27 protein-coding genes are annotated in these 26,720 nt (G+C 66.0%); 18 read left to right on the top strand and 9 right to left on the bottom strand.

Features of this window, described 5'->3' with window-relative positions; translation table 11 throughout:
* Position 1: 1 nt before the first annotated feature.
* Positions 2 to 730: a TetR/AcrR family transcriptional regulator gene (locus AXYL_RS17330; RefSeq protein WP_013394125.1), complete on the bottom strand. Its 729-nt coding sequence runs from the start codon at positions 728 to 730 to the stop codon at positions 2 to 4.
* Between the two features lie 164 nt (positions 731 to 894).
* Here AXYL_RS17330 and AXYL_RS17325 point away from each other — a divergent pair, with 164 nt between their 5' ends.
* The 3 genes from AXYL_RS17325 to AXYL_RS17315 all read left to right on the top strand — a co-directional run bounded on the left by AXYL_RS17325 (position 895) and on the right by AXYL_RS17315 (position 3,386).
* Positions 895 to 1,944, top strand: a complete 1,050-nt coding sequence (locus tag AXYL_RS17325; protein WP_013394124.1) for an NADP-dependent oxidoreductase — start codon at positions 895 to 897, stop codon at positions 1,942 to 1,944.
* Positions 1,941 to 2,621 (top strand): type 1 glutamine amidotransferase domain-containing protein, encoded by a 681-nt coding sequence (locus AXYL_RS17320; protein ID WP_013394123.1) that lies wholly within the window; start codon positions 1,941 to 1,943, stop codon positions 2,619 to 2,621. Before AXYL_RS17325 ends, AXYL_RS17320 begins: the two co-directional genes overlap by 4 nt.
* A 165-nt stretch (positions 2,622 to 2,786) precedes the next feature.
* Positions 2,787 to 3,386 carry an HD-GYP domain-containing protein gene (locus tag AXYL_RS17315; protein WP_013394122.1) on the top strand — a complete coding sequence of 200 codons (600 nt, stop codon included), beginning with the start codon at positions 2,787 to 2,789 and terminating at the stop codon, positions 3,384 to 3,386.
* A gap of 73 nt (positions 3,387 to 3,459) precedes the next feature.
* Here AXYL_RS17315 and AXYL_RS17310 read toward each other — a convergent pair whose 3' ends face one another.
* Both AXYL_RS17310 and AXYL_RS17305 read right to left on the bottom strand, forming a co-directional pair.
* Positions 3,460 to 5,058 carry a glycerol-3-phosphate dehydrogenase/oxidase gene (locus tag AXYL_RS17310; protein ID WP_013394121.1) on the bottom strand — a complete coding sequence of 533 codons (1,599 nt, stop codon included), beginning with the start codon at positions 5,056 to 5,058 and terminating at the stop codon, positions 3,460 to 3,462.
* Between the two features lie 5 nt (positions 5,059 to 5,063).
* Positions 5,064 to 5,855, bottom strand: coding sequence for a DeoR/GlpR family DNA-binding transcription regulator (locus AXYL_RS17305; RefSeq protein ID WP_013394120.1), 792 nt, complete (start codon positions 5,853 to 5,855; stop codon positions 5,064 to 5,066).
* A 210-nt stretch (positions 5,856 to 6,065) separates the two neighbouring features.
* Between AXYL_RS17305 and AXYL_RS17300 the strand changes: the two genes are divergently transcribed.
* The 7 genes from AXYL_RS17300 to AXYL_RS17270 all read left to right on the top strand — a co-directional run bounded on the left by AXYL_RS17300 (position 6,066) and on the right by AXYL_RS17270 (position 13,832).
* The gene (locus tag AXYL_RS17300; protein ID WP_013394119.1) at positions 6,066 to 7,151 is read left to right on the top strand and encodes an ABC transporter ATP-binding protein; all 1,086 of its coding nucleotides are present in this window, start codon (positions 6,066 to 6,068) and stop codon (positions 7,149 to 7,151) included.
* Positions 7,151 to 8,239: an ABC transporter ATP-binding protein gene (locus AXYL_RS17295; protein ID WP_013394118.1), complete on the top strand. Its 1,089-nt coding sequence runs from the start codon at positions 7,151 to 7,153 to the stop codon at positions 8,237 to 8,239. The genes AXYL_RS17300 and AXYL_RS17295 overlap by 1 nt, the downstream gene beginning before the upstream one ends.
* Positions 8,236 to 9,126, top strand: coding sequence for a carbohydrate ABC transporter permease (locus AXYL_RS17290; protein ID WP_013394117.1), 891 nt, complete (start codon positions 8,236 to 8,238; stop codon positions 9,124 to 9,126). The genes AXYL_RS17295 and AXYL_RS17290 overlap by 4 nt, the downstream gene beginning before the upstream one ends.
* The gene (locus AXYL_RS17285; protein ID WP_013394116.1) at positions 9,119 to 9,931 is read left to right on the top strand and encodes a carbohydrate ABC transporter permease; all 813 of its coding nucleotides are present in this window, start codon (positions 9,119 to 9,121) and stop codon (positions 9,929 to 9,931) included. Before AXYL_RS17290 ends, AXYL_RS17285 begins: the two co-directional genes overlap by 8 nt.
* A 28-nt stretch (positions 9,932 to 9,959) precedes the next feature.
* Entirely contained in the window at positions 9,960 to 10,268 is a 309-nt protein-coding gene (locus AXYL_RS17280; protein ID WP_013394115.1) for a DUF2160 domain-containing protein, read from the top strand.
* Between the two features lie 117 nt (positions 10,269 to 10,385).
* On the top strand, positions 10,386 to 12,116 hold the full coding sequence (locus tag AXYL_RS17275; RefSeq protein WP_013394114.1) for an ABC transporter substrate-binding protein: 1,731 nt from the start codon (positions 10,386 to 10,388) through the stop codon (positions 12,114 to 12,116).
* A gap of 165 nt (positions 12,117 to 12,281) precedes the next feature.
* Positions 12,282 to 13,832 carry an alpha/beta hydrolase gene (locus AXYL_RS17270; RefSeq protein ID WP_013394113.1) on the top strand — a complete coding sequence of 517 codons (1,551 nt, stop codon included), beginning with the start codon at positions 12,282 to 12,284 and terminating at the stop codon, positions 13,830 to 13,832.
* Between the two features lie 15 nt (positions 13,833 to 13,847).
* Here the strand turns inward: AXYL_RS17270 and AXYL_RS17265 are convergent, their stop codons facing one another.
* On the bottom strand, positions 13,848 to 14,750 hold the full coding sequence (locus tag AXYL_RS17265; protein ID WP_013394112.1) for a LysR family transcriptional regulator: 903 nt from the start codon (positions 14,748 to 14,750) through the stop codon (positions 13,848 to 13,850).
* A gap of 109 nt (positions 14,751 to 14,859) precedes the next feature.
* Between AXYL_RS17265 and AXYL_RS17260 the strand changes: the two genes are divergently transcribed.
* Genes AXYL_RS17260 through AXYL_RS17240 form a run of 5 tightly spaced genes read left to right on the top strand, consistent with a single transcriptional unit; the run spans position 14,860 to position 19,498 of the window.
* Positions 14,860 to 15,858 (top strand): Bug family tripartite tricarboxylate transporter substrate binding protein, encoded by a 999-nt coding sequence (locus AXYL_RS17260; RefSeq protein ID WP_013394111.1) that lies wholly within the window; start codon positions 14,860 to 14,862, stop codon positions 15,856 to 15,858.
* 43 nt (positions 15,859 to 15,901) lie between these two features.
* Entirely contained in the window at positions 15,902 to 16,954 is a 1,053-nt protein-coding gene (locus AXYL_RS17255; RefSeq protein ID WP_013394110.1) for an Ldh family oxidoreductase, read from the top strand.
* A 32-nt stretch (positions 16,955 to 16,986) separates the two neighbouring features.
* A complete protein-coding gene (locus tag AXYL_RS17250) occupies positions 16,987 to 17,967 on the top strand; it encodes a Bug family tripartite tricarboxylate transporter substrate binding protein (protein WP_013394109.1) in 981 nt (326 codons plus the stop codon).
* A gap of 3 nt (positions 17,968 to 17,970) precedes the next feature.
* Complete coding sequence (locus AXYL_RS17245) at positions 17,971 to 18,741, top strand: MBL fold metallo-hydrolase (protein ID WP_013394108.1); 771 nt, start codon at positions 17,971 to 17,973, stop codon at positions 18,739 to 18,741.
* A gap of 22 nt (positions 18,742 to 18,763) precedes the next feature.
* Positions 18,764 to 19,498, top strand: coding sequence for a transporter substrate-binding domain-containing protein (locus tag AXYL_RS17240; RefSeq protein WP_013394107.1), 735 nt, complete (start codon positions 18,764 to 18,766; stop codon positions 19,496 to 19,498).
* A 19-nt stretch (positions 19,499 to 19,517) separates the two neighbouring features.
* Here AXYL_RS17240 and AXYL_RS17235 read toward each other — a convergent pair whose 3' ends face one another.
* Positions 19,518 to 20,612, bottom strand: coding sequence for a sensor domain-containing diguanylate cyclase (locus tag AXYL_RS17235; protein WP_013394106.1), 1,095 nt, complete (start codon positions 20,610 to 20,612; stop codon positions 19,518 to 19,520).
* Positions 20,613 to 20,772: 160 nt separating this feature from the next.
* Here AXYL_RS17235 and AXYL_RS17230 point away from each other — a divergent pair, with 160 nt between their 5' ends.
* The 3 genes from AXYL_RS17230 (at position 20,773) to AXYL_RS17220 (ending at position 24,667) form a co-directional block, all read left to right on the top strand.
* The gene (locus AXYL_RS17230; protein ID WP_013394105.1) at positions 20,773 to 21,594 is read left to right on the top strand and encodes an SDR family oxidoreductase; all 822 of its coding nucleotides are present in this window, start codon (positions 20,773 to 20,775) and stop codon (positions 21,592 to 21,594) included.
* 3 nt (positions 21,595 to 21,597) lie between these two features.
* Positions 21,598 to 23,415, top strand: a complete 1,818-nt coding sequence (locus AXYL_RS17225) for a glycoside hydrolase family 15 protein (protein ID WP_013394104.1) — start codon at positions 21,598 to 21,600, stop codon at positions 23,413 to 23,415.
* 124 nt (positions 23,416 to 23,539) lie between these two features.
* A complete protein-coding gene (locus AXYL_RS17220) occupies positions 23,540 to 24,667 on the top strand; it encodes an acyl-CoA dehydrogenase family protein (protein WP_013394103.1) in 1,128 nt (375 codons plus the stop codon).
* Between the two features lie 10 nt (positions 24,668 to 24,677).
* Here the strand turns inward: AXYL_RS17220 and AXYL_RS17215 are convergent, their stop codons facing one another.
* The 4 genes from AXYL_RS17215 to AXYL_RS17200 are packed head-to-tail and all read right to left on the bottom strand — an operon-like array spanning position 24,678 to position 26,614.
* Positions 24,678 to 25,052, bottom strand: a complete 375-nt coding sequence (locus AXYL_RS17215; protein ID WP_013394102.1) for a DUF2784 domain-containing protein — start codon at positions 25,050 to 25,052, stop codon at positions 24,678 to 24,680.
* 13 nt (positions 25,053 to 25,065) lie between these two features.
* On the bottom strand, positions 25,066 to 25,641 hold the full coding sequence (locus AXYL_RS17210) for a restriction endonuclease (protein WP_013394101.1): 576 nt from the start codon (positions 25,639 to 25,641) through the stop codon (positions 25,066 to 25,068).
* 34 nt (positions 25,642 to 25,675) lie between these two features.
* Entirely contained in the window at positions 25,676 to 25,921 is a 246-nt protein-coding gene (locus AXYL_RS17205) for an RNA-binding S4 domain-containing protein (RefSeq protein WP_013394100.1), read from the bottom strand.
* Between the two features lie 33 nt (positions 25,922 to 25,954).
* The gene (locus tag AXYL_RS17200) at positions 25,955 to 26,614 is read right to left on the bottom strand and encodes a DUF502 domain-containing protein (protein ID WP_013394099.1); all 660 of its coding nucleotides are present in this window, start codon (positions 26,612 to 26,614) and stop codon (positions 25,955 to 25,957) included.
* Between the last annotated feature and the right edge of the window lie 106 nt (positions 26,615 to 26,720).

The raw sequence follows: 26,720 nt of genomic DNA, 5'->3' as shown, positions 1-26,720 counted from the left end.
GTCAGCGTCCTGGAGGAGCGGAAATCGAAACGGACGGCGAGAACAGGCCGCCCGTCAGCATGGCGATCGCGTGCGCCGCGATCGCGCGGGTGTCGATGGATTGCGCCTGCGCGTCGTCCTGCAGCACGCGCCGCCACAGGCTGGAGGTGGCAAGCGGCAGCAGGGTCAGGCCCAGGATGGAAAGAAACACCAGGCGCGGCTCCACGCCCGGCGTGATGGCGCCCATGCGTTGGCTTTCGGCGATCAGGCCGATCAGAGTCTGCAGGCGTTCCGCAGGCAGATGGCGCAGCACGCGGTCACGCAATTGGCCGCCTTCATTGACGACCTCGTGCAGCCACAAGGCCGGCAGCCAGGGGCGCTCGGCGGCGCTTTGCACCAGGCGGCCGACAACCTCGGTGATGAAGGCCCGCACGGCGGCGGTCGGGTCGGCCGCCGGGTCCTGCGCCTGCGGCACGGGCGACCAGACGAAGCCGATGACCGGCAGGATCCGCTCCTCCACCACCGCGTCTATGAGTTGGTCGCGGCTCTTGAAGTAGTAGTGCACCATTGCCGAGGTGACGCCGGCGCGCTGCGCGATATGCGTCAGCGTGGTGGCCGCGACGCCCTGGGCCGCGAACAGGCCGGTGGCGACGTCCAGCAGTTTGGCGCGCGCGGCGGCGTTGTCGGGGCGCGGCGGACGGCCGGGCCGGCGAGCGGGCGCGGAGGAATCGGAGCGGGGTTCAGGACACATGCAGTGCATGTTAATTAAATTATTAATTAATTAAAAGAGGGGCAGCGGCCAGGGTTACATGTCGGCCGCGCGAGCATCGATGGTGTAATGGCCCGGTACCCATCCCGCCACCCGGGCTGTTCCCGCAAGGCCCGGGCGGCTTCCTTGCAGGAGGCTGGACCGTCATGCCGCAATCGTCTTCCATCAACCGTCGCATCGTGCTCGCCGCGCGCCCGCAGGGCGAGCCGGCGGACAGCGATTTCCGCCTGGAAACCGGCGAAGTTCCACAGCCGGGGCCAGGCCAGGTGCTGCTGCGCACCGTGTACCTGTCGCTCGATCCCTATATGCGCGGCCGCATGAGCGACGCGCCGTCCTATGCCGAACCGGTGCAGGTCGGCGCGGTCATGGTCGGCGGCACGGTGACGCGGGTCGAGGCCTCCAATCACCCTGATTACCGGCCGGGCGAGTGGGTGCTGGCGCAATCCGGCTGGCAGGACTACGCCCTGTCCGACGGCGCCGGCCTGCTGCGGTTGGGGCCCGATCCCGAGCACCCGTCCTATTCGCTGGGCGTGCTGGGCATGCCGGGCTTCACCGGCTACATGGGCCTGCTGGACATCGGCCAGCCCAAGGCGGGCGAGACCGTGGTGGTGGCCGCGGCCAGCGGCGCGGTCGGCGCGGTGGTCGGCCAGATCGCCAAGATCCACGGCTGCAAAGTGGTCGGCATCGCCGGCGGCGCGGACAAGTGCCGTTACGCGGTCCAGGAACTGGGCTTTGACGACTGCCTGGACCACAAGGCGCCCGATCTGCCGGGCCGCCTGGCGCGCGCCGTGCCGCAGGGCATTGACGTGTATTTCGAAAACGTGGGCGGCGCGGTCTTCGACGCGGTGCTGCCGCTTTTGAATCCGCGCGCGCGGATACCGGTCTGCGGCCTGATCTCGGCCTACAACGCCACCAGCCAGCCGCAGGGGCCGGACCGCCTGGGCCTGCTGATGCGCACCATCCTCACCAAGCGCCTCAAGATGCAGGGCTTCATCATCTTCAACGAGTACGCTCACCGCTACGGCGAATTTCGCGAGGCGATGGAAGGCTTGATCAAGCAAGGCCGCATCAAATACCGCGAGGACGTGGTCGATGGGCTGGAAAACGCGCCGCGCGGCCTGATCGGGCTGCTCAAGGGTGAAAACGCCGGCAAGCGCATCGTGCGCGTCGGCCCGGATGAAAGGAGCGCCACATGAACATCCTGATCGTGCTGACTTCCCACGACACGCTGGGCAACACCGGCCGCAAGACCGGATTCTGGCTGGAGGAATTCGCCGCGCCGTATTACGCGTTCGTCGACGCGGGCGCCAAGGTCACGCTGGCGTCGCCCGCGGGCGGACAACCGCCGCTGGATCCCAAGAGCGACGATCCCGACGCCCAGACCGACGATACGCGGCGCTTTCGCCAGGACCAGGACGCGCAGCGCCAACTGGCCGCCACGCTGCGGCTTGCGCAGGTGCAGGCGGCCGATTACGACGCCGTGTTCTATCCCGGCGGCCACGGCCCTTTATGGGATCTGGCGGAAGATCCGAATTCGGTCGCGCTGATCGAAACCATGCTGGCGGCGGGCAAGCCGGTGGCGGCCGTGTGCCACGCGCCCGGCGTGCTGCGTCACGCCAAGACGGCCGACGCCAAGCCGCTGGTGCAGGGCAGGCAGGTCACCGGTTTCTCCAATGCGGAAGAGGCCGCGGTGCAGTTGACCGACGTGGTGCCGTTCCTGGTGGAGGATGAACTCAAGCAATTGGGCGGGCTGTACACCAGCGGTCCCGACTGGCAGCCGCATGTGGTCGGCGACGGCCTGCTGGTCACGGGCCAGAATCCGGCATCTTCGGTGGGCGTGGCGAACGCGCTGCTGGACAGGTTGAAGGGCTGAGGCCTGGCGCAGCCGGCGCCATCGCGCGGCAAGTCCGCGGACGGCCCGGCTCTGCTTTGGTCTGGGGCGCGGCATCTGATCGGCAAGGATTGCTGCGCAATGTGTCAGAATCGCGACCTTTTGCTACAGCGCAACGCGGCGCGACCCGCTTGCGCGCGATGACCGATGCCTCCAGACGTACCCGAATATCCTGCTGGTTCCTGCGTGGCGGCCTTGTTCGCCGCCATGCGGGCGCGCGACCCGGCCACGGGCCGCCATTCTGAAAGAGTTGTTGCGTTGAGCGTGGCGCTGGCCGGGGCCTGCGGCCTGCCCGAAGCGGAGCAGGAGGCGATCGCGGTTGCCGCCCGCCTGCACGACATCGGCAAGATCGGCACGCCGGACCGCGTGCTGTATTCCCCCAAGCGGCTGGACCCGGAAGATTGGGAAATCATGAAGGCGCACGCCGCGGCGGGCGCCGACATCATCATGCACAGCGATATTCCGCAACGCGAGTTGATCGCGCTGGCGGTGCGCCACCACCACGAGCATTTCGACGGTTCGGGCTATCCGGCCGGCCTGTCCGGCGAGGACATCCCGCTGCATTCGCGCATCATTTCGCTGGCCGATTCCTACGACGCCCTGGGCGACGCGCGGCCCTATCACCCCGCGCGCACGCACGCGGAAATCATGCGCATCCTGAACCAGGAGGCCGGCTCCAAGTGCGACCCGGCGCTGCTGCGCACGTTCGAGGCGATGATCCAGAAGAGCCGGCTAAGAGTCCCGTAGGCGATGGGTGCGGCGCGTGAGAGCGAGCGCAAGAAAGCCGCTCGCAAGCACGCGCGACCCATTGCCCACCGCGCTACTTGAGACGGTAATTCGCCGCGACCACTTCAAGGTCCTGCAAGGTGCGCTGCTGCCAGGCGGCATCGTGTCCCAGCTCTTCCGCCAGGATGCGCGCCACTTCCGGCGCGGCCAGCATCGCAGCCTCGGCGTCCAGGAACAGGGCGCGGTTGCGGCGCGCCAGCACGTCCTCGGCGCTGCGCGCCAGTTCGTAGCGCGCGGCGAAACGCACGTGCGCCTCCGACAGGCCGCTGCTCTTGACCAGCATGCGCTCGGCGCCAGGCAGCGCCTTCAAGGTCGGCAAGTCGCTGCCGTAGTAGCTGTCCGGCGTACCGGCATGTTCCTGCGAGGGCGCCAGGCCCGCCGCGCCGTGCAGCGGCAGCGATTCCGTGCGGCAGGTAGCCTGCGTCAGCAGCTGGTGCTGGATGGCCGTGTCCACCACGTCCTGCGCCATGCGGCGGTAGGTGGTCCACTTGCCGCCGGTGACGGTCACCAGCCCGGCCTTGGACACCAGGATGGTGTGCTCGCGCGACAGCGACTTTGTGGAGGCTTCGCCGGTGGCCTTGACCAGCGGACGCAGCCCGGCCCAGACGCTGGTGACGTCATCGCGCGTGGGCTTGCGGCTGAGGTAGCGCGCCGCCGTGCTCAGGATGAAATCCACGTCCTGGGCGCCCGCCTGCGGATCCAGCGGCAGGTCGTCGCGCGGCGTATCGGTGGTGCCGACGATGGTGTGGCCGTTCCATGGCACCACGAACAGCACGCGGCCGTCGTCGGTCTTGGGGATCAGGATGGCGCGCTTGCCCGGCAGGAAATCCTGCGGCAAGGTCAGGTGCACACCCTGGCTGGGCGCGACCATGGTCTGCGCATTCTTGTCTTCCATGCGGCGCACCGCGTCTACCCACACGCCGGTGGCGTTGACCACGCAGCGCGCGCGCAGCGTGAAGCTGGCGCCGCCTATCGCGTCCTGCACCGTCACGCCGTCGACCTTGCCGCCCGTCATGGTCAGGCCGGTGGCGCGCATGTAGTTCACCGCCGTGCCGCCCAGGTCGAACAGCGTGCGCATCAGGCTCATCGCCAGGCGCGCGTCGTCGAACTGGCCGTCGTAATACAGCACGCCGCCCTTGAGGTTCTTGCCCTGCACGTTCTCGGCCAGGGTCGGCGCGTTGGCCAGCGTGTCGCGGCGCGACAGCCAGCGGCTGGGCGCCAGGTTCAGCTTGCCGGCCAGCATGTCGTACATCTTCAGGCCGACGCCGTAGAAGGGCTGGTCGAACAGGTTGTAGGCCGGCACCACGAAGCCCAGCGGCCACACCAGGTGCGGCGCATTGCGGTTGAGCAGGCCGCGTTCATGCAGCGCTTCGCGCACCAGGCTGACATTGCCCTGCGCCAGATAGCGCACGCCGCCATGCACCAGCTTGGTGGCCTTGCTGGAAGTGCCCTTGGCGAAGTCCGCGCCTTCGATCAGCAGGGTGCGATAGCCGCGCGAAGCGGCGTCGACGGCCGTGCCCAGGCCGGTGGCGCCGCCGCCGATGACAATCACGTCCCAGGAGTGCGTGTTGTCCAGCGTGTTCAGGAGGCGGTTGCGGTCGGGCGGGGCGACGGAGGCTAGCGGTTGGTTCATGGGATTCAAGGTGTTTGCTTCAAGGTATTCGGGGCGGCCGCGACGTCGCAGCGCACGCCAGCGTCCAGCAGGACCTGGGCCAGCGGCTCTTGCGGATGCGCATCGGTGAAGAAGCGGTCGATTTGCGAGATGTGCGCCAGTTCCACCATGGCCTGGCGCTTGAATTTGCTGCTGTCGGCGGCCAGCCAGACTTCGCGCGATTGTTCGATGATGGTCCGCGCGACCCGCACTTCGCGGAAGTCGTAGTCGCGCAGGGTGCCGTCGGCCTCGATGCCGGAAATGCCGATCAGGCCGATGTCGACCTTGAACTGGCGGATGAAGTCCATGGTGGCTTCGCCGACGATGCCGCGGTCGCGCGAACGCACCACGCCGCCGGCCACGATGACTTCGCAGTCCGGGTTGTCCGAGAGGATGTCGGCGACGTGCAGGTTGTTGGTAATGACGCGCAGGCCGCGGTGGCGCAGCAGGGCGCGCGCGATGGCTTCGGTGGTGGTGCCGATGTTCAGGATCAGCGAACAGCCGTCGGGCACGGCGCGCGCCACGGCTTCGGCGATGCGCTGCTTGCCGGCGGCGTGCAGGCCCTGGCGCTTGCGGTAGGCGATGTTCTCGATGGTGGACGCTTCGATGCGCACACCGCCATGGAAGCGCGACAGCAGGCCCGCTTCGGAAAGAATGTTGACGTCGCGCCGCACCGTCTGCAGGGTGACGTCAAAGCGTTTGGCGAGTTCCTCGATCGAAGCCGAGCCTTGGGCCCGCACCATTTCGATCAGGGCGCTCTGTCTGGGGTTCAGTGTCATGTTCGTATAGTAAAACAACAAAAGCGAAAAATAATGACGCGCCGCAAGATTGTTTTTTGTTCGCTTCTTGAGTAAAACGCACAATAAACGAAAGCTATCTGAAAGAGTATGCTCATCCTGTTGTTCGATTGAATGCAGGCCGAGCCGCTGTACCGAATACCGAAGTCCGCCGTAAAAAACAGGGACGTATTAGTAGGTAGAGGAGACCAGATGCAGCTGAACTTGGACAGGATAGGTTTGCGGGCCGGCTCGCAGACGCACCTGTATCCCATGAACCTGGCCCCCGTCGCGGGCGCCATGACGGTATTGCTGGGGGCCACCCTGGCGGGCAAGACCTCGCTGATGCGCATCATGGCCGGACTGGACCGGCCCACCGAAGGCCGCGTGCTGGCCGATGGCGCCGACGTGACCGGGGTGCCGGTGCGGCAGCGCAACGTCGCCATGGTCTACCAGCAGTTCATCAATTACCCGTCCATGTCGGTCTACGACAACATCGCCTCGCCGCTCAAGCTGCGCGGGGCGGGCGACATTGCCGAAAAGGTCCGCGCCATGGCGGCGCGGCTGCATATCGACCATCTGCTGGAACGCTATCCCTCGGAACTGTCCGGCGGACAGCAGCAGCGGGTGGCGCTGGCGCGGGCCCTGGCCAAGGACGCGCCGCTGATCCTGCTGGACGAGCCCCTGGTCAATCTGGACTACAAGCTGCGCGAGGAATTGCGCGACGAACTTTCCGAATTGTTCGCCGAAGGACGTTCCACGGTGGTCTACGCCACCACCGAACCGGGCGAGGCCCTGTTACTGGGCGGCCACACCGCGGTGCTCGACGCAGGCGAATTGCTGCAATACGGCCCCACGGCCGAAGTCTTCCACCGGCCCAACTCCATACGCGTGGCGCGCGCCTTCAGCGATCCGCCCATGAACTTGTTCTCCGCCAAGCGCACAGCCACCGGCTTCGTCCTGCAGGGAGACGTGGCGGTCGAACGGGCGCTGCCGGCAGGCGCCGATGCGGACATCACCGCCGGCCTGCGCGCCGGCGCGCTGGACGTGGAAGCGCGGCCGGGCCACATTGTGCTGCCCGGCGTGGTGAAACTGGCCGAGATTTCCGGGTCCGACACCTTCGTGCACGCGCAGACGCCGGCGGGCGACGTGGTGGCGCAACTGCCCGGCGTACACCGCTATACCTTGGACCACCGCGTGCAGCTGTACTTCGACCCGGCGCAGACCTATGCCTTCGGCGCGGGCGGCGGGCTGCTGGCCGCGCCCCGGCAGCCGGTGGGCGCGGGGGAGACGGCCTGATGGCGCAGATCGAGCTGGACCTGTCCCATTCCTACGTGGCCGATCCCAAGACCGACGAGGACTACGCCCTGCTGCCGCTGGCCTTCACCTTCAGGGACGGCGGAGCCTATGCCTTGCTGGGGCCGTCGGGCTGCGGCAAGACCACCTTGCTGAACTGCGTGTCGGGCCTGCTGCGGCCGTCGCACGGGCGCATCCTGTTCGACGGCCAGGACGTCACCGACAAGACGCCGCAGGCGCGCAACATCGCCCAGGTGTTCCAGTTCCCGGTGGTGTACGACACCATGACGGTGGCCGAGAACCTGGCATTTCCGCTGCGCAACCGCGGCATGGCGCCCAAGCTCATCCGCGAGCGCGTCGGGCGCATCGCCGAGATGCTGGAAATGTCCAATGTGCTGGACCGGCGCGCCAGCGGCCTCACGGCCGATGCCAAGCAGAAGATCTCGCTGGGGCGCGGACTGGTGCGCAGCGACGTGTCGGCGATCCTGTTCGACGAGCCGCTGACCGTCATCGATCCGCAGCTCAAATGGGAGTTGCGCCGCAAGCTCAAGGAAATCCACCACGAGTTCAAGCTGACGCTGATCTACGTGACGCACGACCAGACCGAGGCGCTGACCTTCGCCGACGAGGTCATGGTGATGGCGCGCGGCCGGGCGGTGCAGGTGGGCAGTGCGGATGACCTGTTCCAGCGGCCGGCGCACACCTTCGTGGGCCATTTCATCGGTTCGCCGGGCATGAACTTCCTGCCGGCGCAATGGCGCGACGGCGGGCTGGAAGTGGGCAAGAGCCGCGTCGTCGGGGTCCCGGCGGAGATGGCGGCCAAGCTGGACGGCGCGGGTCCCGTGAAACTGGGCGTGCGTCCGGAGTACCTGCGCATCACCGAGCCGGGCGCGCCGGGCGCCGTGGCCATGCGCGTGGAGCGGGTACAGGACGTAGGCACGTATACGCTGCTGGTGGCGGATTTCGAGGGCACGCCGGTACGGGCCCGGTTGGGCAGCAACATCGTTCCGGCCGCCGCCGGCGGCACGGTCTGGCTGTCGGTCGTGAATCCGCACACCTGCTTCTACCGCAACGAGGAGCTGATCCGATGAAACCCATAGATCACCGGGCCTGGTTCCTGGTCCTGCCCGTGGTGCTGTGCGTGGCGTTTTCGGCCATCCTGCCGTTGATGACCATCGTCAACTACTCGGTACAGGACATCATCTCGCCCGAACGCCGCGTCTTCGTCGGCACCGAGTGGTATGCCGCCGTGCTGCAGGACGAAGAGCTGCATGGCGCGTTGTTCCGCCAGATCGGCTTTTCGCTGGCGGTGCTGGCCATTGAGATCCCGCTGGGCATCCTGCTGGCCTTGTCCATGCCGGCCAGCGGCTGGCGCGCGTCCGCCGTGCTGGTGATCATCGCGCTGTCGCTGCTGATCCCGTGGAACGTGGTCGGCACCATCTGGCAGGTGTTCGGGCGCACCGACATCGGTCTGCTGGGCGCCACGCTGTCCTGGCTGGGGGTGGACTACAACTACACCGGCAACGATTTCGATGCCTGGATCACGGTGCTGATCATGGACGTCTGGCACTGGACGCCGCTGGTGGCGCTGCTTTGCTACGCCGGCCTGCGCGCCATCCCGGACGCCTATTACCAGGCCGCCCGCATCGACGGCGCGTCGCGCCTGGCGGTGTTCCGCTACATCCAGCTGCCCAAGATGCGCGGGGTGCTCATGATCGCGGTGCTGCTGCGCTTCATGGACAGCTTCATGATCTACACCGAGCCCTTCGTGCTGACGGGCGGCGGGCCGGGCAACGCCACCACTTTCCTGTCGCAGTACCTGACGCAGAAGGCGGTGGGCCAGTTCGACCTGGGGCCGGCGGCTGCCTTCTCGATCGTCTATTTCCTCATCATCCTGCTCTTGTGCTTCATTCTCTACAACTGGATGCAGCGCGCCGGCACCACCGGCGGCTTCGACGAGGAGCGCGCAAATGCGTGAGAAAAATTCCCGCTGGCGCGGCGTCTTCCTGACCCTGTACCTGGTCTTCGCCATCCTGCCGCTGTACTGGATGCTGAACATGTCGTTCAAGACCAATACCGAAATCGTCAGCTCCCTGACGCTGTGGCCGCGCGACTTCACCTTCGAGCACTACCGCACCATCTTCACCGACCCAGCCTGGTACTCCGGCTACATCAACTCGCTGATCTACGTGGTCATCAACACGGTGATTTCATTGGCCGTGGCGCTGCCGGCGGCCTACGCGTTCTCGCGCTACCGCTTCATTGGCGACAAGCACGTGTTCTTCTGGCTGCTGACCAACCGCATGACGCCGCCCGCGGTGTTCCTGCTGCCGTTCTTCCAGCTCTACAGCTCGTTCGGCCTGATGGACACGCACCTGGCGGTGGCGCTGGCGCACCTGGTGTTCAACGTGCCGCTGGCGGTATGGATCCTGGAGGGCTTCATGTCCGGCGTGCCGCGCGAGATCGACGAAACCGCCTATGTCGACGGCTATTCCTTCCCACGCTTTTTCCTGACCATCTTCCTGCCCCTGATCAAGTCGGGCGTGGGCGTGGCGGCATTCTTCTGCTTCATGTTCAGCTGGGTGGAGCTGCTGCTGGCGCGCACGCTGACCTCGGTCAACGCCAAGCCCATCGTCGCCACCATGACCCGCACCGTGTCGGCTTCCGGCATGGACTGGGGCGTGCTGGCGGCGGCCGGCGTGCTGACCATCGTGCCGGGCGGCATCGTGATCTGGTTCGTGCGGCACTACATCGCGAAGGGCTTCGCGATGGGCCGGGTGTAGTTGCAAGGAATACCAGGAGAACTCGATCATGTTCAGCTGGATGGTATGGACCACGCCCGTCGCCGTGTTCTTTTCCTGCATCGTTTTGATGCTGGTCGGCATGACGGTCTGGGAATTGAAATCGCCCACGATGGAGCGCAAGGGCTTCCTGCCCCTGCGTACCACGCGCGGCGACCGTCTTTTTATCGGCCTGATGGCCGCGGCCTGGCTCAACCTGGCATTCCTGGGACTGGGCCAGAAGGCGGCGGAATGGTTTTCACTGGACGAGCCTCCATCGGTGTGGATCAGCTTCATTGCGTCCATGCTGCTGCTGGCCTTCGTCATGCGGAAAGGCTGAAGAGGGGCGCCAGACTCCTTGCATATTCAAGAGGTAGTGGAAGGACTATCGGCCAGCATCTTCCCCGGCCAGCGGTCCGCAGCAAACGATGGGGAAGATTTATCGAGGAGACAGGTCATGAAATTGCGCATGCACGCCATGGCGGCCGCTATCGCCCTGATCGGGACTTCGGCGGCCTGGGCCGGCGAACCGGAAGCGAAGAAGTGGGTCGATTCGGAGTTCCAGCCTTCATCGCTGTCCAAGGACCAGCAGATGGCCGAGATGAAATGGTTCATCGAAGCCGCCGCCAAGCTCAAGGCTAAAGGGGTGAACGAAATCAGCGTGGTGTCCGAAACCATCACCACGCACGAGTACGAGTCCAAGACGCTGGCGAAGGCCTTCGCCGAGATCACCGGCATCAAGGTCAACCACGACCTGATCCAGGAAGGCGACGTGGTCGAGAAGCTGCAGACTTCCATGCAGTCCGGCAAGTCCATCTACGACGGCTGGATCTCCGATTCAGACCTGATCGGCACGCACTATCGCTACGGCGCCATCCTGCCGCTGTCGGACTACATGGCGGGCGCGGGCAAGGAGTGGACCAATCCCAACCTGGACCTCAAGGATTTCATCGGCACCAAGTTCACCACCGCGCCCGACGGCAAGCTCTATCAGCTGCCCGACCAGCAGTTCGCCAACGTCTACTGGTTCCGCGCCGACTGGTTCGCGCGCCAGGACCTGAAGGACAAATTCAAGGCCAAGTACGGCTACGAACTCGGCGTGCCCACCAACTGGTCCGCCTACGAGGACATCGCCGACTTCTTCTCCAACGACGTCAAGGAACTGGACGGCAAGAAGGTCTATGGCCACATGGACTACGGCAAGAAGGACCCGTCGCTGGGCTGGCGCTTCACCGATGCCTGGCTGTCGATGGCCGGCGCCGCCGACAAGGGCCTGCCCAACGGCATGCCGGTGGACGAGTGGGGCATCCGCGTGGCGGACGACAAGTGCACGCCGGTGGGGGCGTCGGTTGCGCGCGGCGGCGCCACCAACAGCCCGGCCGCCGTCTACGCCCTGACCAAGTACGTGGACTGGATGAAGAAGTACGCGCCGCAGCAGGCCATGGGCATGACCTTCTCGGAATCCGGCCCGGTACCCGCCCAGGGCCAGATCGCCCAGCAGATCTTCTGGTACACGGCGTTTACCGCCGACATGACCAAGAAGGGCCTGCCGGTAGTCAACGACGACGGCACGCCGAAGTGGCGCATGGCGCCGTCGCCGTATGGACCGTACTGGAAGGACGGCATGCAGAACGGCTACCAGGACGTGGGCTCATGGACCTTCTTCAAGTCCACCAACCCCGACAAGATGGCGGCGGCCTGGCTGTACGCGCAGTTCGTCACGTCCAAGTCGGTGTCGCTGAAGAAGTCCATCACCGGCCTGACCTTCATCCGCGACAGCGACATCAACAGCGAGTTCTTCACCAAGAACGCGGCGAACTACGGCGGCCTGATCGAGTTCTACCGCAGCCCGGCGCGCGTGGCGTGGACGCCCACTGGCAACAACGTGCCTGACTATCCCAAGCTGGCGCAGCTGTGGTGGAAGAACGTCGCCACCGCGGTCACCGGCGAAAAGACCCCGCAGGCCGCCATGGACAACCTGGCCAATGAAATGGACCAGGTCATGGCGCGTTTGGAACGGGCCGGGATGGCGCAGTGCGCGCCCAAGCTCAACGCCAAGAGCGATCCCAGCAAGTGGCTGTCCGACCAGCACGCGCCGTGGAAGAAACTGGCCAACGAAAAGCCCAAGGGCGAGACGATCGCTTATGAGAAGCTGCTGGATGCGTGGAAGCAGGGCAAGGTGAGGTAAGACGCTGACACTCCCTGAATAAAGCGTCGCTGGAAGGCGGCGCTTTTTTTTTGGACTGGAATGTTGCGGCCATCGTGCGCACAGCAGACTCTCGAGGCGGCTTGTGGCGAAGGATCTAATTTGATAGATTGATTTACCATTAGTTACTTCAACCTTCAGGCATAGATGGACCCGGCCGTACCTTTGCACAGTTCTCCGGCGATAGCTGCTGTCCTTGCCACTCCATTGGCCTTGATGGGTGGATTCCTGGCGACAGGCGGCGGCGTTTTCTTGATCTGGAGCGTGAAGCTTTTGCTGAGTGCGCTTTTTTCGATCCCGGATCAGTGCATGTACGTGTTCAAGCATCGCCGCGCCATCCTGTTTTCCGTCGGTAGCCGATTCCGCAATTTTGCGTATCGGCGCACGGGGCAGGAAATGGAGGCCGCAAGTATCCGCCTATTGAGTGAGAGGTCCTGCGGCCAAGCTTTCCAAAGTCATGAGCGACTTCGGACAGCCCTCATTATTCCCGGCACTTGGAGCGGGCCCAGGTACGACTGGGCGCGGTGGGCTCAATGCCGAAAGGGCCTAGAGTCCGCTGGCTTGACGGTGTACGGCCTGTGCTGGGAGTCTGGAAACAAGCAGCTATCGCGAAGCGTCGCTGCGGAGAACGTCAGAAAGTGGCTTGATGAGGCCAAGTTTCCACTGAATACCGTGGTGCTGATCGGCCATTCGTATGGCGGCCAAGTGGCGGCAATGGCGGCCGACCATCCTGCGGTTGAAAGGGCGGTCACGATTGCTGCACCATTTGTCTCGTTGAGGAAGTTGACGATTGAAGAAATCGCCTCTGGAGGGATGGCGGTATTCAGTCGCTTCGTGCTGTTGATAATTGTGTTCTTTGGCTTGTTGGCCAGCGCGCCGTATACGGGTTTGGACGCGCTGTGGCCAACCATTTCCTGGAGTACATGGGAATCAGTGACGATCGCTGTCGGTGTTGCGGTTCTTGATTTCGTCCGCACGGTTGTCGGCATTGTGGGGGCTTGGTCACGGTGGCGACCCATAGCGGACGAGCTGCCTGCGGCGCGCAGGGTGATAGCTTTGCGGGTGGACGAAGATGAAATCCTGGACGAAATGCTGGACGCATCCGTTAGCGCAGGTGTCGAACCTGGAAGCAGCCCGGCTTTTGTGGAGCAAAAGTCGCTGCGCAGGGAGCAGTTCAGGAAGTGGTCTCTGCCTCTGTATGTTTGGTGTGTTGTTTTGGAACTAATTTGGCTAGTCGCCACAACCAAAGGAAAGGCCCTTTCGATGGAATCGGTCTTGCTCTATGGACTGACCGCGTTTTTGCGCGGGTTTTTCTACGTCATCGCTTTCATCATCCTGCTCGCATGCGCAAAGAGCATCAGCAAGATGGCTCGGGATATTCATGCCTTGATGCGCGATCTGCTCGGTTTGGTGGATTACGCTGCGCTGCTCCGATTCAATCGCCGAAAAGTGGTGGCGCGGATCGCAGGCCTCACCAGCCATGAACTGCTGGTTCACGGCGCGAGCATCGAAGCTAGCCACGGGCCCGGTTGCGAACAGCGCAGAGTCCACATGCCCAATGGGCGTTGGACCCTGCGAGATGGCAGGCGATCCTTGATGAACGGTCGGCATTCGAAAGCGATTGAAGATGCCACGATGGCAAAGGCGGTAGTGGACGCGCTCGGTCTGGCATCGACTCCCGGATCAGGCGAGTCCTGAGCTGGGAGTCACCGTTCAAACATCCTGCCGCTCGCCGACCCTGGCCGCCAGCAGGTCATAGAACAGCTTGGCGACCGGGTTGATCGCCTTGCCCCGGCTATGGATCAATCCTATGGTCCGCGTGATGGCCGGCTCGCGCAGCGGCACGCTGACCAGATCGGCATGTTCCCCGGCTGGCATGGCCAACCGTGGCACGACGCCTACCCCCAGGCCAGCCTCGACCATGCTCACCAGCGCCGGCACATGCTGGACCTCGCAGAAATGGCGAGGCCGCACGCCGCTGTGCGCCAGCGCCTGATCTATCAGGAAGCGGTTGCCGCTGCCCTGGGCCAGGCTGATGTAGGGATGGGTGTCCAGGTCGGCCCAGGTGACCGATTCTCTTTGCGCGAAAGGGTGCTGGCGGCTGACCGCGGCCACGAAGGGCTCTTCCAGCAAGGGTTTGAATTCGATGTCGGCGTCGTTCGCGCCTATGTAGGTCAGGCCGAAATCGGCATCGCCGCGCGCGACGGCGGTCAGGATCTGCGACGAGGACTCATCGATGATCCGGATGCGTATGCGCGGGTATTGCTCATGGTAGCTGCGGATCACGCCAGGCAGGAAATAGGCCACCGCCGAAGGCACGCAAGCGATGGTGACCAGGCCCGACAGGCGTTCGGCCACGTCCTGTATGCCGACCAGGGCGCTTTCAAGTTCGTTGAGCACGTTGCGCGCGCGCGGCACGAAGCCGCGGCCTATGGTCGTCAGTTCGACCTTGCGGGTGGTGCGCGTCAGCAACTGCACGCCTAGCGCAGCTTCCAGCTTGTCGGCGCGTCGCGACAGGGCGGATTGAGAAAGATGCAGGGCTTCGGAGGCGGCGCGGAAGCTGCCCAGGTCGGCGACCGCCAGGAAGGCGCGCAAATCGGCCAAATCGAATTTCATGCGTTTTCGTCAAGAATTGATCTAATTTTTGCACTTTACTCTATTGTGCGTGCTGCGCATCATGTCTTCCAAGCCGCCCCGAGCGCGGCACATACCAGGAGACAAGCTCATGATTCGCGTCCGCCGCCTACGCCGGCAATTCGCCCTTGCACTGGCCTGCGTGCCATTGATGGCGCTTTTGGCGCCGGCCTCGCGCGCCGAGAGCGGGGACTGGCCGCAACGTCCGATCCGCCTGCTGGTGCCCTACGGTCCCGGCGGCAGTTCGGACGTGGTGGCACGCGCGGTGGCGGTAGAGATGTCGCGCGATCTGGGCAAGCAGGTCATCGTGGAAAACAAGGGCGGCGGGCAGGGGATGATCGCCACGGTGGAAGCGGCGCGCGCCGCTCCCGATGGCTACACCCTCATCCTGGGCCATGTGGGCACGCTGGCCGTGAACCCGTCCATGGTGGCCAAGCTGCCGTATGACCCGCGCGGCGACTTCGCGCCCATCGTGCTGCTGGCGAAGCTGCCCATGGTGTTCGCGGTGGGCGGCAAGGTCCAGGCGTCGACGCTGCCGGAGTTCGTGGCATTGGCGCGCGCCCGGCCGGGAGCTTTGAACTACGGGTCCGCCGGCAACGGCAGCGCGGGCCATCTGGCGTTCGAGATGCTCAAGACGGCGACCGGCATCGACGTGGTGCATGTGCCCTACAAGGGGACCGGCGCGCAGGTGACCGATCTGCTGGCGGGCAACATCGACGCTGCGGCGGCCGGCACGCCCGGACTGCTGCCGCATGCCCAGGCGGGCAAGATCCGCATCGTGGCGGTGGGATCGGAACGGCGCCTGCCCGTGCTCCCTGATGTGCCCACCGTGGCAGAGCAGGGCTATCCGGGCTTTGAAAGTTCGCAGTGGTTCGGCCTGTTGGCGCCTGCGGGCACGCCGGCCCCCGTCATCGAGCGCCTGCACCAGGCCGCGCTCAAGGCGCTGCAGACCGATTCCGTGCGCGAACGCCTGGCGCACGACGCCAGCGAGGCGTCCGGCGCGGGACCGGCCGAATTTGCCGCCTTCATCGACGCCGAAGAGAAGCGCTGGGGGCAGGTGGTGCGCAGCGCCCGCCTGTCCGCCGAATGATCCATCTTTCACGAATCCCCATTCTTTTTCGAGAAGCATTGCCATGAGTAGCCAAAAGCAAGACCCGATTCTTATCGCCGAAGAGGAGCTGACGCAGCTCGGCATACGCGCGTTCGAAAGCCTGGGGCTGCCTGCCCAGGATGCCGCCGATGTTGTCCAGGTGTTGGTGTTGGCGGACCTGTTCGGCCTGTCCACCCATGGCCTGAGCCGCATTGAATCGTACGGCGAGCGCCTGCAGGTGGGCGGCATCAATCCCCGCGCCCGGATTCAAGTCGAGCGCCCCGCGCCCGGCCTGTGCCTGGTCGATGGCGACAACGGCGTCGGGCCGCTGGTCGGCATGCACGCGCTGCGCGCCGCCATGCAGGCCGCCAGCGAGTGCGGGGTAGGCATGGCGTTCGCTCGCCAGAGCAATCATTTCGGTCCCATTTCTCCCTATGGCCTGATCGCGGCGCAAGCGGGTTATGCCAGCATCATCGGCAGCAACGCCACCACTACCATCGCGCCCTGGGGCGGCACCGACGCCCGGGTCGGCAACAGTCCGATCGGCTTCGCCGTGCCCAATCCGGAGGGCGCGCACTTTCTGCTGGACATGGCGATGAGCGTGGTGGCGCGCGCCAAGATCCGCAACGCCCTGAAAGCCGGGCAGGAGATTCCCGACAGCTGGGCCACCGACGCGGCCGGACAGCCGACGACCAGTCCCAAGGATGCGCTTGACGGCTTTCTGCTTCCGATCGGCGGGCACAAGGGCTACGGCCTGGCGCTGATGGTCGACCTGTTCGCCGGGCTGCTGTCGAACGCGGCTTATCTGACGCATGTGAAGTCATGGGTGGATGCGCCCGATCAGCCACAGAACCTTGGCCACTTTTTCCTGCTGATAGACACCCGCAGGCTGGGTTCGACGCAATGGCTCGCCCAACGCATGGCCGACTTCGCGCAGATCCTGCACGGCAGCGCGCCGGCCGATCCCGCGCGGCCGGTGATTCAGCCCGGCGAGATCGAACTGGCCAAGATGGCGCGCCAGAAGGAGCAGGGGATTGCACTGGACGCGGATGTCCTGGCGTTGTTGCGCCGCCATGCGGATTCCCTGCCGGCCTGACCTGCGCTGGCGGCAGCATTTCGGAGACAGACATGAAATACACAGCCATGGCTACGGCAATGATGGCGGGCGCGTTGGGCATGATGGCGGCCGGCGCGGCGCTGGCGTCGGACTATCCCAGCAAACCGGTGCGCCTGATCGTGCCCTATGTCGCGGGCGGCGCAGCGGACATCACCGCCCGTGTGATCGCGCAAAAGCTGTCGGTCAGCATGGGCGCAACCTTCGTCGTCGAGAACAAGCCGGGCGCCAACGGCATGATAGGCACTGATTTCGTCGCCAAGGCCGCGCCTGACGGTTACACGCTGCTGCTGGATGCGAGCGGGCCGCTGGTGGTGAATCCCTCGCTGTACAAGAAGACGCCATATGATCCGGTGGCCGACCTGGCGCCGATCAGCCAGATCACCAGCTATCAGTACGTGCTGGTCGTGCCGCAGCAATCGCCGATACGCAGCGTGGATGACCTGATCGCGGCGGCGCGGGCCAAGCCGGGCCAGATAAGCTACGGCTCCGCGGGCGTGGGGGCGGGCGGGCATCTGGCGGGCGAACTGTTGGCGGTCATGACGCAGACGCAGCTCACGCATATTCCCTACAAGGGCAATGCGCAGGCCCTGACCGACGTGCTGGGCGGGCAGCTCAGCTTCACGTTCGACACGGTGGTGACGGCCACGCCACATCTGCGTTCCGGCAAGCTGCGCGGGTATGCGGTGTCGGGACCGAACCGCGCGCAAGGCCTGCCCGATATCCCGACGATGGAGGAACTGGGCTTCAAGGATTTCGTGGTCACGCAATTCCAGGGTTTGCTGGCGCCGGCTGGCACCGATCCCAAGATCCTGTCGCGCCTGCATGAAGAGGTGGTCAAGGCCGCACGCGAGCCCGACGTGATCCAGAAGCTCCAGACCGAAGGCGGCAACGAGATCGTCGCGGGCACCCCGCAGGAATTCGCGCGCCTGATCCAGGAAGACCTGCAACGCTACCGCAAGCTGATCGCGGACGCGCATGTGCAAGCGGAGTAGGCCATGTATGACATCGAGGTATTGATACAAGGCTATCCAGGGCGTTCGCTGTGCCATGGCGGACTGGGCTGGAGCACCACCACGCTTTTGCGGGGCGGCGGGCGCAACATACTGGTGGACGTGGGCGCGTTCGGTGTGCGCCATCTGCTGGGCCAGCACCTGAGCCGCTGCGGCGTGGCCGCGGCCGACATCACCGACGTGGTGCTGACGCACGCCCACTATGATCACGCCGTCAATTTCACGCTGTTTCCCAACGCCACCGTCTGGATCGGCGAGCTGGAGTTGGCCTGGGCGGCCGCCCAGCCGCCCGGGTTCAATCCGCTGCCGGAGCTCTACGTGCGCGAACTGGCGTCGTCGGAGCGTGTCCGGCGCATACGCGATGGCGACGAATTCCTGCCGTACCTGCGCGCGATTGCGTCGCCGGGGCACACGCCGGGCCACTTGCTGTTCTACGTCGACGATGGTCGGCAAACGGTTCTGTTCACCGGCGATGCCGCGAAGAACCGGGCCGAACTGCTGTCGGGCACGGTCAATGACACCGCCGATATGGACGCCAGCCGCGCTACGCTGGCCCGCATCTGGGAGCTGTGGCGCAAGACGCCCGGAACGCTGCTGGTGCCGGGCCATGACCTGGGCATGAAGCTCGGCACGGACGGGCAGCCGGTGTATGTCGGCGAACGGCGCGCGGCGTTGAACGCCTGGTTCGGCGACACGCTGGAGCCGACGCGCATCGACCTCTGCTGCGGCGGCGTCTTCAGCCGCCATGGTTCATGATCTTCCCACCCTGCACAAACCTATGAAGCTGAACACGAACATCATTTCCGCCTTCGCGCCAACCGGCCGGCTGCGGGCATCCATCAACCTGGGCAATCCCATCCTGGCGGGGCGCGATGCCGCCGGCGCGCCGGCCGGCTTGTCCGTGGACCTGGCGCGCGCCTTCGCCGAAAGGCTGGGCGTGCCGCTGGACCTGGTCGTGCTGGATAGCGCGGGCGCTTCCGTGGAGACCGTCACGCGGGAGGACGCGGACATCGGCTTCTTCGCCATCGATCCGCTGCGCGCGGCCGGCATTGCCTTTACCGACGCCTATGTCCTGATCCAGGGCGCCTACCTCGTGCGCGAAGATTCTGCGCTACGCGCATTGGACGAGGTCGACCGCGAGGGACATCGCGTCACCGTCGGACAAGGCAGCGCGTACGACCTGTACCTGAGCCGTGAACTGAAGCGGGCGACCATTACGCGTGCGCCTACCTCGCCGGCCGTGGTCGACACTTTTTTGGCCGAGGGCACGGACGTGGCGGCGGGTGTGCTGCAGCAGCTGGAGGCGGACGCCAGGCGGTTGCAGGGCTTGCGCTTGCTGCCCGGCAGCTTCATGACCATACGCCAGGCCATGGGCGCGCCTAAGAACCGTGGCGCCGAAGCCATGGAAGTCCTGTCGGGGTTTGTCGAAGAGATGAAGGCCAGCAACTTCGTCGCAAACGCGCTGCGCCGCCACGGCATAGAAGGCGCCGCGGTAGCGCCCGCGGCAGCCTGAACAAGGCGCCTTTCTCGCGCTAGTGAATGACGCGCGCCGTCTTGCGCGCCCGCTTGACCTCATACATGCGGGCGTCGGCCAAACGCACGGCGGCTTCCGCGTCCAGGCCGCGCGGGTCCAGCGCCACCACGCCTACGCTGGCGCCCTCGTACGGCACGGCATCTTCGCCGAGCTGGTAGCGCCCCACGGTGGCGGCGGTGGCGCGTTCTTCCAGCGACCGCGCGGCTTCTTCGGCCTCGCCGCGCGGCGCGTGCACGCCATGCGGCCCGTCGCCGGCTGCCAGGGCCGGGCCCGGCCCGATCAGCACGAACTCGTCGCCGCCCAGCCGCCCCAGCATGTCCGAGCCGCGCAGGGCAGCGGCGATGCGGCGCGACACCTCCTGCAGGAATACGTCGCCTTGCTGGTGGCCGTAGACGTCGTTGATGCCCTTGAAGCCGTCCAGGTCGACCACGCCGACCAGCACGCTGCCGCCTTCGCGGACGGCGCGCGCCTGCAGGCGGTCCAGCGCCTCGTAGAGGGCGCGCCGGTTGGGCAGGCCGGTCAGCGTGTCGGTCAACGCATAGGACATGAGCTGGACGTTGGCGGCGTGCAGCTGCTCCATCAGCATTTCGCGTTCCAGGAAGCGGGCGATTACGCTGGAGAAGAGCTTCAGTACCAATTCCGCCCGAGGCTCGATCTGGCGTTGCGTGGCGCTGGCGGCGCACAGGGTGCCGAACAGCACGCCGTCATCCCTGCGCACCGGCGCGCTCAGATAGGTCTGTATGCCCAGTTGCCGGGCGGCGTCGGAGTCCGGCCAGCAGCTGGAGACATCGCTGGTGCACAGGCGTCCTTCGTCCAGCGCGCGCTTGCACAGCGTGTCGTCCCAGGGTACGGACAGCCCTTCGGGGATCTGCAGTGCTCCGGCGTTGCGCGCGTAGCGGATGTGTTGGAGATCCGCCTTCAGGTCGATGGACGTGAGATAGGTGGACTCAAGCCCGGTCACCGCGCCCAGCATGTCCAGCAGCGGGCGCGTCAGCTGTTCGACGGACTTGGCCTCGGGCAGGGTGGTCGACAGTTCTGCAAGTATCGGATCCAGCACGGCGTCTCCAGGAAGCGAGGGCATACGGGTGGGCATATGGACCTGCGGCCCGTCGCTCCATTAGGAGCGCGGGCCGGCATAGCCGTCATTATGCACGTTGCGCAATGGGTTGCATGGAACCTGTGCGCGGTACTACCCTGGACTTTCTACACGCGGCGGCCGGCCACGATGGGTAGCGGCCGCCAGGGAGGCAGGCATGCAACACCCGAGTGAACTGCGCGGCCGGGTGGCCGTGGTGACAGGGGCGTCCTCCGGCATAGGCCGCGCCACCGCGATCGGGCTGGCCGCGGCCGGCGCGCGGGTGGTGGTGAATCATCGCGCGGGCGGCGATTCCCAGGGGCGCGCGGCGGCAGTCGCCGAAGCAATCCAGCGCCAGGGAGGGTCGGCCGTCACGGCGGCCGGCGACATCAGCAAGGAGGCCGAGGTGGAGCACCTGTTTGCGCAGGCGCTGCAGCACTACGGACGACTGGACATCCTGGTCAATAATGCGGGCATAGAGCATCCGGCCCCGGTCGCCGACATGACGCTGGCCGATTGGCAACGCGTCATCGATGTGAACCTGACGGGGCATTTCCTGTGCGCGCGCGCCGCGGCCCGGCTGTTCCAATCGCAGCCGGCCGACCCGGCGCGGCAGGGGCTGGCGACGGGCAACATCCTCTTCATCAGTTCGGTGCACGAGGTCATTCCCTGGGCCTTCCAGGTGAATTACGCGGCCTCCAAGGGCGGCGTGTCCATGCTGATGAAATCGCTGGCGCAGGAACTGGCTCCGGCCCGGATACGGGTCAATTCCATCGCGCCGGGCGCCATACGCACCGCCATCAACCAGCCGGCCTGGGACACCCCGGAAAGCCTGGCCAAACTGCTGAAGCTGATTCCCTACGGCCGTATCGGCGAACCCGAAGACGTGGCGCGCGCGGCAGTATGGCTGGCCAGCGACGCCTCGGACTACGTCACTGGCACGACCTTGTTCGTCGACGGCGGCATGACGCTGTATCCCGAGTTCCGGGGCGCGGGCTAGACCATGTCCAAGCCCCTGGAAGACTACGGATTGATCGGCAACATGCTGTCGGCCGCGCTGGTGGCGCGCGACGGCTCCATCGATTGGCTGTGCCTGCCGCACTTCGATTCACCGGCGTGCTTCGCGGCGCTGCTGGGGGACGAACGGCACGGACACTGGCGCATCGCGCCGCATGCGCAGAAATACACGGTCTCGCGCCGCTACGTGCCGGATACCGCGGTGCTGGAAACGCGCTACGAGACCAGCTCGGGCGCGGCGCTGCTGTACGACTTCATGCCGCTGAGCGACGACGATGAGCGCGCCGACGTGGTGCGCATCGTGCGCGGCGAATCCGGGCACGTGCAGATGGACATGGAGATGGCGCTGCGCTTCAACTATGGGCAGGCCGTCCCCTGGGTACGCCGGCGCGACTACGGCCTGAGCGCCATCGCCGGCCCCGACGCGGTCGAGCTGCATACGCCGGTGGACCTGGCGGGGCACGAGCTCACGACCACGGCGCGCTTCTCGGTGCATCCGGGCCGGGTGGTGCCGTTCACGCTGTCCTATCACCGCTCGCACCGCACGCCGCATTTCGTGCCGGACCGCGTGGAAAGCATGGACCGCACCATCTCCTGGTGGCAGGAGTGGGCCAAGCGCTGCCGCTGGGAAGGCAGCGAGGAAGGGCGCGATGCCGTGGTCCGCTCGCTGATCACGCTCAAGCTGCTGACCTTCCAGCCCACTGGCGGCATCATCGCCGCGCCCACCACCTCGTTGCCGGAAGCCTTGGGCGGCAGCCGCAATTGGGACTACCGGCATTGCTGGCTGCGCGACTCGGCGCTGACCTTGTACGCCTTGCTCAATGCCGGCTACCGCGAAGAGGCCGAGGCCTGGCGCCAATGGCTGCTGCGCGCCGTGGCCGGGCATCCCGACCAGTTGCAGATCATGTACGGCATCGCCGGCGAGCGCTGGCTGCCCGAACTGGAGATCCCCTGGCTGCCGGGATATGAGGGCAGCCTGCCGGTGCGGCGCGGCAACGGCGCCGCCGGCCAGAGCCAGCTGGACGTCTACGGCGAACTCATCGAGACCCTGTATGCCGCGCGCGCCGCGGACCTGGCGCCGCTGGCCGAGGCCTGGCGCCTGCAGAACGTGCTGCTGGAGCCGCTGAAACACCGTTGGCAGGACCTGGACCATGGCATCTGGGAGGTGCGGGGCGAGCGCCGCGCCTTCACGCATTCGCGGCTGATGTGCTGGGTCGCGTTCGACCGCGCGGTGCAGTCCTGCGACCGATTCGGCCTGCGCGGGCCGCGCGATGAATGGCAGCGCCTTGCCGACCGCATCCGCGCGGATATCTGCAAGCACGGCTACAACCCGGCGCGCGGCTGTTTCGTGCAGAGCTACGGATCGGAGGAACTGGATGCCAGCCTGCTGCTGATCCCCCAAGTGGGCTTCCTGCCCGCGGACGATCCGCGCGTGGCGGGCACGGTGCGTGCTATCGAACGCGAACTGCTGCGCGACGGCCTGCTGTTGCGTTATTCCACCCAGCACGCCAGCGACGGCCTGCCGGGCGAGGAGGGCGTGTTCCTGGCCTGCAGCTTCTGGCTGGCCGACGCCTATGTCATGCAGGGGCGCATCGCCGACGCCGAACGCCTGTTCGAACACTTGCTGGCGCTGCGCAATGACCTGGGCCTGCTGGCGGAAGAATACGACGTCGGCCGGCGCCGCCTGGTGGGCAATTTTCCGCAAGGGTTTTCGCACATCGGACTGGTGAACACCGCCTACAACCTGAGCCGCGCCAGCGGTCCGGCGCGTCAGCGCGCCGAGCAGGACGCGCCGCGCGAATAGGCGCGTCCGGCGCGCGCGCCGGCCCGGTGTATTCTGGCGATCTGACGGCCGTCCCAAGCCGACGCCGAAACGCAGAACAGAGCAGGCCGCGCGCCGGCCGCCACCGCATCCAGGAGAGACAGACATGCTTTTGACGGAAGAACAGCTCAGCGTCCAGGAAATGGCGCGCCGCTTCGCGCAGGAGCGCCTGGCGCCCAACTCGGAGGCCTGGGACCGTGACCACGCCTATCCCGCCGACGCCATCGCCGAAATGGCGCAGTTGGGCTTTTTCGGCATGCTGGTGCCCGAAGCCTGGGACGGCAATGACAGCGGCTATATCGCGTATGCGGTCGCGCTGGAGGAAATCGCTGCCGGCAATGGCGCCTGCTCCACCATCATGAGCGTGCACAATTCGGTCGCCTGCATGCCCATCCTGAAGTTCGGCACCGACGCGCAGAAAGAGCAGTTCCTGCGGCCGTTGGCAACCGGCGAACATATCGGCGGATTCGCGCTGACCGAGCCGCAGGCCGGGTCGGACGCCAGCAGCCTGCACACCCGGGCGCGGCGCGATGGCGACGACTACATCCTGAATGGCGCCAAGCAGTTCATCACGTCGGGGCGCAGCGGCCAGGTCGTGATCGTGTTCGCGGTGACCGACCCCGAGGCCGGCAAACGCGGCATTTCCGCCTTCATCGTGCCGACCGACACCCCGGGCTACAAGGTGCTGCGGGTGGAGGACAAGCTGGGCCAGCATGCTTCGGACACCTGCCAGATCGCGTTCGAGGACATGCGTATCCCGGCGGCCTACCGCCTCGGCGCGGAAGGCGAGGGCTACAAGATTGCGCTGTCCAACCTGGAAGGCGGGCGCATCGGCATCGCTTCCCAATCCGTGGGCATGGCGCGGGCCGCGTTCGAGTGCGCGCGCGACTACGCGCGCGACCGGCAGGCCTTTGGCAAGCCCATCATGGAGCATCAGGCAGTGGCTTTCCGCCTGGCCGACATGGCGACGCAGATCCACGCGGCGCGGCAAATGGTGCTGCACGCCGCGGCGCTGCGCGAAGCCGGCAGGCCGGCGCTGACGGAGGCGTCCATGGCCAAGCTGTTCGCCTCCGAGATGGCCGAAAAAGTGTGTTCGGCCGCCATCCAGACCCTGGGCGGCTATGGCTATCTGAAGGATTTCCCGGTCGAACGGATCTATCGCGATGTGCGCGTGTGCCAGATCTACGAAGGCACCAGCGACATCCAGCGCCTGGTGATCGCGCGCGGCTTGTAAACGGTGCGGCCTAGGCGGCCGGCTGGCGCCGGCCGCGCCGCGCCCACAGCGTGTAGACGATGATGTTGCCCACGATCAGCAAGGCCGCCAGCACGATCTGCGTCGCACGGGTGATGCCTTCGGGGTAGATCAGCGCCAGCACGTAGTGTTCGATGAAGCCGCCGCCATAGCCTTGCTGGCCGGCCTGCTGCCGCAGCGAAATCTCCAGCGGCGTCAGCGGGCAAATCCAGCCCATGCCTATGACCAAAGCGCCCCAGGCCAGGGCCGGCAGGTGCAGGTAGGCGACCCAGCGCTTCCATAACGCCAGCAGTCCGCCGAACACCACGAAGGCGACGAAGAGGCCGTGCACGATGAGCACGAGGTCGGCAAGCAGGCGGTAGTTCATTGCCGTACCGAGGTCAGGGCTTGAGGTCCCGCAGCAGCTTGGCCAGTTCGGGCGCCATCATCAGCGACACCCCCTGCGACTTGGCATATTGCAGCGCATTGTCCGAAACCTCGCCCAGTGCGATATAGATGGCTTCGCGCGCGCCGCGTTTCTCGCGCGCCGCCTGCAGCTCGCGCAAGGGCTCGACGCCGACGCGGGCGGCTTTCCAGCGCTTGGCGCTGACCAGGGCGACGTGGCCGTCCTTGGTGAGCGCGAAATCGGCGCCGGGCAATTGCAGCCGCTGCACTTCACAGCCGTCGCGGCGAAAGCCCGCTTCGACGGTCTTGGAGAAGTCGGCCCAGGACATGCCGGCGGCGGCCTCGGCCACGGCCTGCACCCGCGCGCCCGAGGGCGAGCGCAGCTGCTTGTAGGCCGCCATGATGGCGATGACCGCGAACGGCACCGCGGCGAACACGCCCATCGCGGCGTACTCCAGCGGCAGCGCGGCAAAGCCGGCGGCCGACAGCAGCACGGCCACGCCGGCGCTCATCCACCAGGGCGAGCGCAGCAGCACGGCAAAGATGGAGTTCTGGGACATCTTGAATTTCATGGCGGCTCGCGGTGATGCTTTGGGATGTAGGGCTTCAGGCGTCCTGGCCGCCGGCGTCGGCGGCGCGCACGACGATGCGCACGTCGCCGCAGGTGACGATCTGGCCGGCGCGGATCTTCGCCGTCTTGCGGCTTTCGACCACGCCGCCCACGCTGACGTGGCCTTCGGCCACGAGCATCTTGCCCGCGCCGCCGCTGTCGCAGACGCCGGTGGCCTTGAGCAGCTGGTTCACTTCAATATAGGGGCTGCCTTGGGCCAGCGTGAATTCGATGATGGGCATAGCGTGAGTTTCGTAGAGGTGAGGGCGGGGCGCTCAGGCCTGGCCGCCGCCGTTGGCGCCGTCCTTCGCGGGGGCGGGAGGCTCCTGCGCGGCCGGACGGTTGTTGTTGGTTTCGGCGCGCGCCATCCAGGCGATCAGGGACGAACGCATGGCTTCCTCGACCGACATCTGGATGGGCTGGACCCATTCCTGCGGCACGAACACGGTATAGCCGCCGATCATGTAGCCCATCGGCAGGTACACGGCCACGCGCTCGCCTTGGGTGAAGCCTTCGGGCAGGCCTTCCATGTTGCGGCGGGTGACCAGGCCGACCAGTTCCAGCTGCTGGCCCGGCACGCGCAGGATCACGACCTGCTGGGCGGTGTTCTTGGAGCTGGGCGAAAAATAATCCGCGAAGCTCTTCAGGGACGAGTAGATGCTCTTGACCACCGGCAGGTTGGTGAACGGCATTTCCAGCAGCACCAGCACCCGCTGCACGCGTTCCTTGGACACCAGGTAGCCGATGGCCAGGATGCCGAGGATGCCCAGCGCCAGGCCCATGCCCGGCACGTAGAACCCGCCGATGAAGGGACGCAGGAAGGTCAGCGCCACGGCTTCGGTCCAGGCCAGGAAGATATACAGCAGGTAGATCGTCAGGGCCAGCGGCAGGACCGTGATCAGGCCGCGGAAGAAGTACTTGTAGAGACGGGTCATAGACATAGGCAAATAAATTAGGGTCGGATTACGCGGCATAGGCACGCGCCGAAGGGCCGCCAGCATAGCAGCCAGCGCGGACCCGACCGGTAACAATCGGCGTGCA

This window comes from Achromobacter xylosoxidans A8, assembly GCF_000165835.1.
GTDB classification, from domain to species: Bacteria; Pseudomonadota; Gammaproteobacteria; order Burkholderiales; family Burkholderiaceae_B; genus Achromobacter; species Achromobacter xylosoxidans_B.
This window is presented reverse-complemented; position numbering and strand designations above follow the sequence as displayed.